The sequence below is a fragment of the Pantoea wallisii genome (assembly GCF_002095485.1).
Lineage (GTDB): Bacteria > Pseudomonadota > Gammaproteobacteria > Enterobacterales > Enterobacteriaceae > Pantoea > Pantoea wallisii.
Map to the genome: position 1 here is coordinate 1 of NZ_MLFS01000092.1, position 11,585 is coordinate 11,585.

8 protein-coding genes and 2 pseudogenes are annotated in these 11,585 nt (G+C 59.6%); 8 read left to right on the forward strand and 2 right to left on the reverse strand.

What is annotated here, in order from left to right:
• Positions 1-250: 250 nt before the first annotated feature.
• Together HA48_RS20880 and HA48_RS20885 are read left to right on the forward strand one after the other, a co-directional pair.
• Positions 251-1,030: a siderophore-interacting protein gene (locus HA48_RS20880; protein WP_128603027.1), complete on the forward strand. Its 780-nt coding sequence runs from the start codon at positions 251-253 to the stop codon at positions 1,028-1,030.
• Positions 1,031-1,120: 90 nt separating this feature from the next.
• The gene (locus HA48_RS20885; RefSeq protein ID WP_128603028.1) at positions 1,121-1,660 is read left to right on the forward strand and encodes a PadR family transcriptional regulator; all 540 of its coding nucleotides are present in this window, start codon (positions 1,121-1,123) and stop codon (positions 1,658-1,660) included.
• 13 nt (positions 1,661-1,673) lie between these two features.
• On the opposite strand, the gene HA48_RS20890 is transcribed toward HA48_RS20885, so the two are convergent.
• Positions 1,674-1,970 carry an Rdx family protein gene (locus tag HA48_RS20890; RefSeq protein ID WP_128603029.1) on the reverse strand — a complete coding sequence of 99 codons (297 nt, stop codon included), beginning with the start codon at positions 1,968-1,970 and terminating at the stop codon, positions 1,674-1,676.
• 229 nt (positions 1,971-2,199) lie between these two features.
• Between HA48_RS20890 and HA48_RS20895 the strand changes: the two genes are divergently transcribed.
• The 5 genes and pseudogenes from HA48_RS20895 to HA48_RS20915 all read left to right on the forward strand — a co-directional run bounded on the left by HA48_RS20895 (position 2,200) and on the right by HA48_RS20915 (position 8,186).
• Positions 2,200-4,521, forward strand: a complete 2,322-nt coding sequence (locus HA48_RS20895; RefSeq protein ID WP_128603030.1) for a TonB-dependent receptor domain-containing protein — start codon at positions 2,200-2,202, stop codon at positions 4,519-4,521.
• A gap of 50 nt (positions 4,522-4,571) precedes the next feature.
• Positions 4,572-5,603 carry a hemin-degrading factor gene (locus HA48_RS20900; RefSeq protein ID WP_128603031.1) on the forward strand — a complete coding sequence of 344 codons (1,032 nt, stop codon included), beginning with the start codon at positions 4,572-4,574 and terminating at the stop codon, positions 5,601-5,603.
• The gene (locus tag HA48_RS20905; RefSeq protein ID WP_128603032.1) at positions 5,600-6,424 is read left to right on the forward strand and encodes a heme/hemin ABC transporter substrate-binding protein; all 825 of its coding nucleotides are present in this window, start codon (positions 5,600-5,602) and stop codon (positions 6,422-6,424) included. The genes HA48_RS20900 and HA48_RS20905 overlap by 4 nt, the downstream gene beginning before the upstream one ends.
• Positions 6,417-7,414, forward strand: a pseudogene (locus HA48_RS20910) (FecCD family ABC transporter permease). The gene HA48_RS20905 and the pseudogene HA48_RS20910 overlap by 8 nt, the downstream one beginning before the upstream one ends.
• The gene (locus HA48_RS20915; RefSeq protein ID WP_128603033.1) at positions 7,407-8,186 is read left to right on the forward strand and encodes a heme ABC transporter ATP-binding protein; all 780 of its coding nucleotides are present in this window, start codon (positions 7,407-7,409) and stop codon (positions 8,184-8,186) included. The pseudogene HA48_RS20910 and the gene HA48_RS20915 overlap by 8 nt, the downstream one beginning before the upstream one ends.
• Before the next feature lie 66 nt (positions 8,187-8,252).
• Here the strand turns inward: HA48_RS20915 and acuI are convergent, their stop codons facing one another.
• Complete coding sequence (gene acuI / locus HA48_RS20920; RefSeq protein ID WP_128603034.1) at positions 8,253-9,236, reverse strand: acrylyl-CoA reductase (NADPH); 984 nt, start codon at positions 9,234-9,236, stop codon at positions 8,253-8,255.
• Positions 9,237-9,613: 377 nt separating this feature from the next.
• Here acuI and speC point away from each other — a divergent pair.
• Positions 9,614-11,585, forward strand: a pseudogene (gene speC / locus HA48_RS20925) (ornithine decarboxylase); the annotation flags it as partial.

Genomic DNA, 11,585 nt, shown 5'->3' on the forward strand with positions numbered 1-11,585 from the left:
TCTGCATATTTACAGCGATATGTGCAATCATTTACCAACCCTGCTCCTTGCCGCAACAGAGCAAACCTGACCGCCTCTTCTCCGCTCGTTTACTTACCCTTACCCCTGACAGCATTTTTCGATCTTGCACCTAAAATATATCATAGGTATCGTTACCGCTTGTGATGAATGAGAATCATTTTCGATAACAATGCAATGTGCGGTGAACAGATGCATAAAAAAGCATGCCTGCCGCTGCCGGGAGATACCTATGCCTGCTTCTCACCCTCGCGCACCGCAACGCGTGCGCAATGAACTGCGCTTTCGCCACATCACCGTGGCGAGTAAAACTCTGGTCGCTGGCGTCTTCTGGCGCATCGAATTCACCGGCAGCGATCTGGCGGGGTTTAACTCACCCGCCTTTGATGATCACATCAAAGTGTTCTTCCCGGAAAATGCAGGCGGTGAGCTGGCGCTGCCGCAGATGACCGAAGAGGGCATCATCTGGCCAAACGGCGTGCGCCCGGCTGCACGCGACTACACGCCGCTGAAGTTCAACGGCTCCGACTCCCTGACGCTCGATTTCTATATTCACGATGGCGGCGTTGCCAGCAGCTGGGCCGCCGCCGCACAGCCTGGCGACCGTATTGCCATGGGCGGTCCGCGCGGCTCCTGCATTGCGCCGGTGGATTATGCCTGCCAGATTTATGTGTGCGATGAGACCGGTCTGCCAGCCTTTATGCGTCGCTATGCCGAAATGCAGGCGCAAACCGTGCACCTGCTGGCGTTTGCTGATGAGAGCACCGGCCGCGATTATCTGGGTGAGCTGCCCAATGTCACGGTCAGCTGGCTCGGCAGCGGCGCTATGCAGGCGGACAACCTGGCGCCCCTTATCGCGCAGCTGGAGCAGATCACGCTGCCGCCTGACGAGTACTTTATCTGGCTGACGGGTGAGGGCGAAGCGGTTAAACAGCTGAGCGATTACTTTACCCGGCATCGTGGTGCGCATAGCGACTTCGTGCGCGCGGTCGCCTACTGGCATCAGAAATAGCCAACTTCGCCGCGCCCGCTGCCGCCTGTGTTGAATTTTGCCAGGCGGCAGACTACTATCAACCTCCCTCAAATTACCCTCGGGAAGGCGATGAAACAGCAGCGGGATTTTCCCTGGCACTCTGACCCTGGGCAGCGCTCCGCCTGCGCCGGCGCACGTAAAAAACGCCGCGAACGGATGCTGGATGCCAGTGACATCCGCCTGTTAATGCTGCACTTTCTGGAGAGCGGCTCAGCGCACGGCTACGAGCTGATCAAATCCGTTGAGGAGCTATCCAAAGGCGAGTACACGCCAAGCCCGGGCATTATCTATCCCAACCTGACCCTGTTAGAGGAGATGGACGCGATCCGCGTGGTCGATGCACATGCTTCGCGTAAGGCCTATGCGTTAAATCCCGGTGGCAGTGCGCTGCTGGCAGAAAACCGCGATCATATCGCCGTTATTATCGAACGCCTGACGTCGCTGGCGATCCTGGTCGATAACCGCAGCATTCCGGAGATTGAGCAGGCCATTCACGCCATTCGCTACACGCTCAATCACCGTCTGTCGCAGGAGCCGATCTCGCCCGCCACGGTAGAGATTGTGGTGGCGGCGCTGCGGGAAGCAACAGAGAAGATTGCAAAGAGTTAAGCTGACTTCCGGTTCAGCTCTCCTGCGTGCGCTTCTTATCTACGTGTCCCAGTGCGCGATCGGGCCAGCACAGGTCACGTACCCGCTGCTTTAAGGCCGCCGCGTCCGGGAATCCACCCTCTTTTTTGCGCTCCCAGATCACCGTGCCATCAATGCTGATCTCGAACACGCCGCCGCTGCCAGGCTTGAGTGTGACCGCACTTAAATCATCCGCAAACGTATGCAGTAACTCCTGGGCCATCCAGGCTGAACGCAGCAGCCAGTTGCATTGCGTACAGTAATAGATAGTGACTGCCGGTTTCTGTGACATAGCCTCTCTCTTCTTACCTGTTGATTATTAACAGGTTAACAAAATGTGCGGTCTAAGATACATCTTAGTGTAAAGGTTGTTGATAATGATTACCACTTGCATTACATTCCTGACGCAATCATTAATTACATAAAAAAAGCCCGCAACTTTTTACGGTTTTTTAACGTTAACCGTATTTTCAGCCAGCAAGCAAGTGAGCGAATACTAACAATTAACCAGGTATTTGCGCATGTCTTTACGCCTTCAGGGATCTGCTCCGCAGTATCTTTTTCGCATCGCCATTTTAACCTCTGCTATTCACGCTGCGTGCAGCTATGCCGCCAGCGAGGAGCCGGTTTTAACCGTCACCGCGCCAAAACAGCAGGCCGGCAGTAAAACCACGCTGACCGCCAGCGATTTACAAAAACGCGGCGCCAATGATTTTGGTTCAATCATACGTTATGAGCCGCTGGTGAGCGCCACCGGCGCAGCAGGCGGCTCCTCTGCCGGCAAAAGCGGCTTCGACCGCGCCGGCTACACCGGCTATAACATTCGTGGCCTGGAGAGCAACCGCGTAGGGCTCGATATCGACGGCATCCCGGTGCCGGACGCCACCGGCCGTCCGTACGTCAGCCGCGCCGGCAATAACAGCTTTGGCATCGGCCGTGACTACATCGATCCCTATATGTTTGGCAGCGTCGATATTGAGAAGGGCGCTACCTCGGTCGATCAGCCCAATACCTCTATTGGCGGCAACGTCTCGTTCCACAATAAAACGCCGGATGAGTACCTCAACAGCGATAAAGCGACATACTTTGGCTATCAGAGCAACTACAGCTCAGAGGATCGCAGCTGGCATAACGGCATCACGGCCGCCGCCGGCGATGACGAACTGCGCGGCCTGTTTGTCTACAGCCGCCGCGACGGGCAGGAGAGCCGTAATAACAGCGATGTTAAACAGGCCTATCCGGCTAACTGGCACTCGGATGCTTTTATGACCTCGGGCATCTGGCAGCCAAACGATCGGCACAAGCTGAGCGCCACCTTTGACTACTATCACAAAACCAACCATACCCATTACGACACCTGGGACAGCAGCGGCAACACCATCTGGGGCACGGCGCAGCAGCAGAGCGATTCGCGCCGCTGGGGCATTAACCTGGCCGATGAGTGGACGCCCTACAACGACCTGATCGATACGCTGACCACGCGCCTCTACTGGCAGCAAACGCAGGCGCATGACAACACGTATCTGCCCACCAGCGCCACGCAGTACGGTTTTGTCTGGTCGGATTACAACGTAGATACTTACGGCTTCGATACGCGCGCCACGAAAACCCTGGGTCGCCACGATCTCAGCGCCGGATTTAATGCCCGTCTGGATAATAGCGAGCGACCTTTCCGCCAGGCACCGACCCCAAACGCCTTCAGCGTAATTACGCAGCCGCAGTCGGACAGCCGTTCTTACACCGTCGCCGGTTACCTGCAGGATAAGATCAACTTCGACCTTGATAGCCACAACTTCGCCATCATTCCGGGCGTGCGCGTTATGCATCAGAGCACAAAACCAAAGAACCTGGGAGACCTGACCAACGGTAGCGCGGTGCTGACGCCGGAGCAGGTTGAGACGCTGTATGGCAAAACCAACTCGGATACGGAGCTTCTGCCATCGCTGACGCTCCAGTACGATCTCACCCCCACGCTGACCACCTGGCTGCAGTACAAACGCGGCGTAGAGTTTCCGACCACCAGCCAGCTGTATGGCTCATGGAACCTCGGATCCAGCTATGCAGGTAGTGCGCAGTATGCGCTGATTGGCAATGCCGACCTGAAAACAGAGACCAGTAATAACGTGGAGTGGGGCCTGAAGGGGCAGCCGATCGACGGCATAACCCTGAATACATCAGCGTTCTATAACACATACAAAAACTTCATTGCCTATACCCGCTACCGTCGCGCCACCAACCCGGAGATGTTCGTCAACGTCCCTGGCAATATTTACACCAGCTACCAGGCTGAAAACCGCGACAAGGCTTACATTTATGGAGCTGAAGTCACCACCAAAGTGAACTACGGCACCTGGTTCCCGCAGGTGGATGGCCTGAGCAGCACCTTTGCGCTGGGCTATAGCGAAGGTAAATCGAAATCCAGCTATCTGGGCGACAGATACATCGATCTCGATAGCGTTGCCCCGCTGAAAGCCATTGTGGGTATTGCCTGGGATGATAAGGCGCGCGGCTACGGCGCGGCACTGACCGCCACCTTCGTGAAAGGCAAGCAGGCAACGGCAACCAGCCGCGAAAGCTACACCAACAGCGGTGCGGCAATCACCGATGCCAGCAGCGAATATATGCGCGTGCCGGGTTACGGTATGGTTGATGCAACCGCGTACTGGCAGGTGGCGAAAAACGTCAGGCTGAGCGGAGGTATTTACAACATTACCGACCGTAAATACTGGGATTACCTCAGCAGCCGTACGCTGACCAGCACGAACGCGCAGGAGCGTAATGACATCAATCTGTCAGTGATGCCGGGCCGCAGCTATCAGCTGGGTGTTAACGTCGATTTCTGATCACTTTTCGCCCTGCGGCTGCGCAGGGCATGTTCACGGGAGCATGCGCAATGAACCAGCGTTATCAACACTATTTAGCCCTGAAAGGCGAACACCCTAAAAAATATGCGCGCGATTTGGCGGCGCTGATGGGCATTGGCGAAGCGCAACTGTGTGAAGCGCGTACCGGGCAGGATGCGCAGCCGCTGCGAGCCGATTTCCCGGCGCTGCTGGCAGCGCTTTCTGCGGTGGGTGAAACCAGAAGTATTACCCGCAATGCGTACGCGGTGCACGAGCAGACAGGCCGCTATGACAACCTGCATCTTGGCGAGCATGGCGGATTGATCCTCAATCCGCGCGCGCTGGACCAGCGCCTGTTCCCGAAACAGTGGCACAGCGCATTCTTCCTGCGCGAGCAGACCGCGCATGGCGAGCGTCAGAGCATCCAGATATTCGATCCCCACGCGGATGCGGTGTTGAAAATCTACGCCACGGAGAATACCGACTTTGCCGCCTGGGATGCGCTGATTGCACAGTTCAGCACCGATGTCGCGCCCGTGCTGGATCCCCGTCCGGTCAGCGCGCCTGCGTACAGCCAGACGATGGATGCGCGCAAAGTAGAGGAGGAGTGGCGTGCCATGACCGATGTGCACCAGTTCTTTGGCCTGCTCAGACGTCATAATCTTTCGCGCCCGCAGGCGTTTCGCGCGGTGCCGGACGATCTGGCACGCCAGGTCAGTAATGATGCGCTGGCTACGCTGCTGGCGCAGGCGCAGCAGGCGGGCAATGAGATCATGATCTTCGTTGGCAATCGCGGCTGTACGCAGATCTTCACCGGTGTGGTAGAGAAGCTGGTGCCGATGGACAACTGGATCAACATCTTCAACCCGACGTTTACGCTGCATCTGATGGCGGACCGCATCCATGAAAGCTGGATAACACGCAAACCGGGCGGCGACGGCTTTGTCACCAGCCTGGAGCTGTTTGCCGCGGACGGCACGCAGATTGCTCAGCTGTACGGTCAGCGCAGTGAAGGCACGTCTGAGCAGGCACGCTGGCGCGCGCAGCTCGCCGCACTGAGCGCGGCGGGAGCGGCAGCATGAAACGTCTGGTGCTACTTCTGCTTACCGCACTTGCCCTGCCGGTGACGGCGGCGGAGCGGGTGATTACCATTGGCGGCGACGTGACGCAAATCGTCTACGCGCTGGATGCGCAGGCCGCGCTGGTGGCGCGTGACAGCACCAGCCAGCAGCCAGCGCAGGCGACGAAATTGCCGGATATCGGCTATATGCGCCAGCTGAACGCAGAGGGCATTCTGGCGCTGAAGCCCACGCTGGTGCTGGCCAGCGAGCTGGCGAAACCGTCGCTGGTGCTACAGCAGATCGCCGGCGCAGGCGTAAAAGTGGTGGAGGTGAGCGGTAAAAATAGCCTTGATGCGATAAGCGAAAAAGTGGTGACCATTGGTCAGGCGCTGCACCGTACCGATGAGGCGCAGGCGCTGGTTGAGCGGCTGGAGAGACAACGCGCGCAGATCCCGCAGCAGCCGCTGCCGGTGAAGGTGCTGTTTATCATGGCGCACGGCGGAATGCGTACCCAGGCGGCGGGCGCGCAAACCGCAGCCGACGGGGCGATCCGTGCCGCCGGGCTGATTAACGCCATGGGCACGGTGCCACACTATCAGCAGCTGTCGCAGGAGGGCGTGGTGGCCGCCGCACCTGATCTGGTGGTAGTGGGTACAGATGGGCTGCACACGCTCGGCGGTGAAGAGAAGATCTGGGCGCTGCCGGGGCTGAAGCTCACGCCGGCCGGTCAGCATCAGGCGCTGCTGGTGATCGATGAGATGGATCTGCTGAGCTTTGGCCTGGATACGCCGGGCGCCATTCTCAAGTTGCGGCGTGCAGCTGATGCGGCAAAGCATGAGTAGTGTTGCGCTGCGCTGGCTGCTCCTGCTGACCATCAGCATGCTGGTCTGTATGCTGATGGCGGCAAATTTCGGCGCGATGCCGCTCTCAATGGGCACGCTGCTCAATGCGCCGCTCAGCGATATGGCCTGGCAAATCTGGCTCAATATTCGTCTGCCGCGCGTGCTGCTGGCGGTGCTGCTGGGTATGGCTCTGGCAGTCTCCGGCGCGGTGATGCAGGGCCTGTTCCGTAATCCGCTGGCCGATCCCGGCCTGCTGGGGATCAGCAGCGGAGCCGGACTGGCGGTGGCGATGTCGATTATTGTACCGCTCAGCCTGCCGCCGCTGCTGGTACTGTGGCTGCCCTCGCTGGCGGCGTTTAGCGGAAGCCTGGTGGTGACGCTGATGATCTTCAGCTTCAGCCGACTGGCACCGGGTAATTTGTCGCGCCTGCTGCTGATCGGCATCGCCATTAACGCCCTGTGCGGTGCGGCGGTGGGCGTGCTGTCGTGGCTGAGTAACGATCAGCAGCTACGCCAGCTGGCGCTGTGGGGTATGGCAGTCTGAGCGCTGCGCAGTGGCCGAGCCTGGCGGTAAGTGCGCTGCTGATCCTGCCCGCGCTGCTTGCTATTCAGACGCGGGCGCGGCGCCTTAACCTGCTTCAGCTGGGGGAAGAGGACGCGCACTACATGGGACTTGACGTAAAACGCACCCAGCGGCAGCTGCTGGTGCTGAGCGCACTGCTGGTGGGCACAGCGGTGTCGGTAAGCGGCATTATCGGCTTTGTCGGGTTAGTGGTGCCGCACGTGATGCGTTTCTGCCTCGGCAGCGATCACCGCTGGATGCTGCCAGGTTCAGCGCTGGCGGGCGCGATTCTGCTACTGCTCGCCGATACGCTGGCGCGTACGGTGGTAATTCCGGCTGAGATGCCGGTCGGCCTGTTAACCAGCCTGCTCGGTGGCCCGTGGTTTCTCTGGCTGATTCTGCGCCAGCAAAGGGGGATAAATGCGTGACGCCATGCAGGCGCGCGGTCTGTGCTTCAGCCACGGCGCGCGCGCACTGATTCAGGATGTCTCATTAACACTGCCGCCGGGTGAAATGGTGACGCTGATCGGGCCGAACGGCGCCGGCAAATCGACGCTGCTGCGCCTGCTGACCGGCTTTCTGACGCCGGATACCGGCGAATGCTGGCTGGGCGATCGACCCATAAATCAGTGGCCGCGTGAGCCGCTGGCCCGCTGCCGGGCAGTGATGCGCCAGCAAAACAGCATGACGTTCCCGCTACCGGCGTCAGAGGTTGTCGCTCTGGGCCGAGCGCCCTGGCCTGCAGCGCGCACGCAGGCGGTGACGGAAGAGGTGATGGCGCTGACCGGCAGCCTGGCGCTGGCATCGCGCGATTACCGCTCACTCTCCGGCGGCGAACAGCAGCGCGTGCAGCTGGCGCGGGTGCTGGCCCAGCTCTGGCACGATGATGGGCCGCGCGGCTGGCTGTTCCTGGATGAGCCGACCTCCGCGCTGGACCTCTACTGGCAGCAGTACAGTTTGCGCCTGCTGCATCGCCTGACGCGCAACGGCCGGTTGAGCGTCTGTACCGTGCTGCACGATCTCAATCTGGCGTCGCTGTGGTCGGACCGTGTTCTGCTGTTACATCAGGGCCAGCTGGTGGCGCACGGCGCACCGCAGGAGGTGATGACCGAAGCCACGCTGACGCGCTGGTACCGGGCAGATTTGCAGGTGGTGACACAGGAAGCGCCTGGTCGGCCGCAGATTCAGCTGCGGGCGTAACGGCGCGCGCTCGTGTGACTATTTTCCACGTGCGCACCTTACGATAGCGTGCGCACCCAGGCACTTTTAACGGCAATCCACCACTAACCGCCCGCGCACGCTCCCTGCCAGCAGCTGCTCCGCCCCCTCGCGTGCTTCGCTCAGCGGGATAACGCGGGTCAGCTGCTGCAGCAGTGCGCTATCGACCAGCCCGGCCAGGCGCTGCCACGCCTGCTGACGCAGCGGTCTGGCGCACATCACGCTATCCACACCGGTCAGGGTTACGCCGCGCAGAATAAAGGGCGCAACGCTGGCGGGCAGATCCAGCCCCTGCGCCATACCGCAGGCGGCGACCACGCCATCACGCTGCATGCCGGCCAGCACATTGGCCAGCGTATGGCTGCCAACGCTATCAATTGCGGCGGCCCAGCGCTCTTTCGCCAGCGGTTTGCCTGGCTCGCTCAGCGTCGCACGATCGATAATCGCGGTGGCACCAAGCGTATTCAGTAAGTACTCGCTATCGCTGGCACGCCCGCTTGAGGCCACCACCTCATAACCCAGACGTGATAAAAGGCTCACGCTGAAGCTGCCCACGCCGCCGCTGGCGCCCGTCACCAGTACCGGCCCGTGCTGTGGCGTAACGCCCTGTTTTTCCAGCGCCAGCACGCACAGCATCGCAGTGAAACCGGCAGTACCGATCGCCATGGCCTGCAGCGGGCTCAGCGCTGCCGGCACCTTAACCAGCCAGTCGCCGGAGACGCTGGCCTTTTGCGCCAGTCCGCCCCACTGTTTTTCACCGACGCCCCAGCCGGTGAGAAGCGCGACGTCATCCTGCTGCCATTCAGGGTGGCGACTGCTGATCACGCGCCCGACGAGATCGATGCCCGGCACCATCGGAAACTGGCGCACAATCGGGCCCTTATTGCAGATGGCAAGCGCATCTTTGTAGTTAAGGGTGGAGTAGCTGACTTCGAGTGTCACATCTTGATCGGGGAGTTGCTTTTCTGAAACATCCTGCAGGGATGTACGGTATCCCAGTTCATCATTTTCAATGACTAGCGCCTTGAACATGCCGCCTCCGGCTGGTTGAGGAGAGTGAGAATTATAGTACGCCAATGTGCAGAACAAGGCCAGGCAGGGCAGAGCGGGGAGTGGCCCTGCGCCGGTTGTTCACCCCGGAAAAAAATGACATCATTGCCACCCGGTAAACCACCACTCCTGCCCACTGAGGAGGTCGCCATGCCCGTAACAATGCACCTCTGCCGCGACTGCCATACGCCCACCATGCGGTGAGGCCAGCCCGACCAGAGCTGTTGGATATCAGTAAACACAGACGCGTTCTGGTTTTACTGATGTCTATCGGTTGCGGCCGTCTGACGTTATTCGCCGGGGAATCCTCCCTATTGCTGTGCCACTGGCACCCACTCATCCTTCCGGGGATTTGTGTTATGAATCCATTGAAAATTGCTGCCAGCGTAGCGGTAGCGCCAAGCCTGAGCCTCAACACCACGCGCGATGTGGTGACGCTGGACAATACCGATTTCACTGACGTGGCGGCGGTTGTCGTCTCGCTGGCGGATACCCGCAGCGGCGTGCTGGGGCTCTTACGCCAGACCGGCTTCAACCTGCCGGTGTTTGTTGCAAACGCGTTTGATGAAGATGTGCTGAAACTGCCGGGCGTCACCGGGGAGATCAACGGCGCGCCGCAGGAGTGGGAGGCGCTGGAGCAGGCCGCCCTGGCCTATGAAGGGGAACTGCTGCCGCCCTTTTTTGATACCCTGACGCGCTACGTCGATATGCAGAACAGCACCTTCGCCTGCCCTGGCCATCAGGGCGGCGCCTTCTTCCGCCGCCATCCGGCCGGGCGTCAGTTCTATGAGTTTTACGGCGAAAACGTCTTCCGCTCTGACATGTGTAACGCTGACGTTAAGCTTGGCGATCTGCTTATCCACGAAGGATCTGCCAAGGACGCGCAAAAGTTTGCCGCCAAAGTCTTTAACGCGGATAAGACCTATTTCGTGCTTAACGGCACCTCCAGTGCCAATAAGGTCGTCACCAACGCGCTGCTCACGCGCGGCGATCTGGTACTGTTTGACCGCAACAACCATAAATCTAACCATCACGGTGCGCTGATTCAGGCTGGCGCTACGCCGGTGTATCTTGAGGCAGCGCGCAATCCGTTTGGTTTTATCGGCGGTATTGATGCGCACTGCTTTGACGAGGCCTGGCTGCGCGATCAGGTGAAGAGGGTGGCACCGCAGCGTGCGAACGAGGCGCGTCCGTTCCGGCTGGCGATTATCCAGCTCGGCACTTATGACGGCACCGTATATAACGCGCGGCAGGTGGTGGATCGCATTGGCCATCTGTGTGACTACATCCTGTTCGACTCCGCGTGGCTTGGCTACGAGCAGTTTATTCCCCTGATGTCGGACTGTTCTCCGCTGACGCTGGCGCTCACGGAGAACGATCCGGGCATTTTCGTTACGCAGTCGGTGCATAAGCAGCTGGCGGGGTTCTCGCAGACGTCGCAGATTCACAAGAAAGATAACCATATTCGCGGTCAGAAACGCTTCTGCCCGCATAAGCGTCTGAACAACGCCTTCATGCTGCATGCTTCAACCAGCCCGTTCTACCCGCTGTTTGCCGCGCTGGATATCAACGCCAAAATGCATCAGGCGAAGCCGGGCGCAGTATGTGGCACGACTGCGTCACCCTTGGCATTGATGCGCGTAAAGCGATTCTGGCGCGCTGCACGCTGATTCAGCCCTTCCTGCCAGAGAGAGTTAACGGCGAGCTGTGGCAGGCGGCCGATACTGCGACTATCGCCGCCGATCCGGCTTACTTTAGCTTTGAACCTGGCGCGAAGTGGCACGGCTTTGCCGGATACGATAGCGGGCAATATCGGGTTGATCCCTGCAAACTGCTGCTGACCACGCCGGGCATTGATGCCGCCAGCGGTGAATACACCCGCTTTGGCATTCCGGCCACTATTCTGGCTAACTATTTGCGTGAAAACGGGATTGTGCCGGAAAAGTGTGACCTCAACTCCATTCTGTTCCTGCTGACGCCGGCAGAAACCCCGGAGAAGATGGCGCACCTGGTGGCGATGCTGGAGCAGTTTGAGCAGCACGTGCGTGAAGATGCGCTGCTGGCGGAGGTGCTGCCGAGCGTGTATCGCAAGCATGTTGCGCGCTATAAAGGTTACACGCTGCGCCGCTTATGCCAGGAAATGCACGATCTGTATGTCAGCTATGACGTAAAAGATCTGCAGAAGGATATGTTCCGGGCAGCATGCTTCCCGCCTGTGGCGGTAAATCCCCAGGATGCGCATCAGGCCTACATTCGCGGTGATGTTGAGCTGGTGGCGATCGCCAACGCCGCCGGCCGCATTGCCGCAGAGGGCGCGCTGCCTTATCCCCC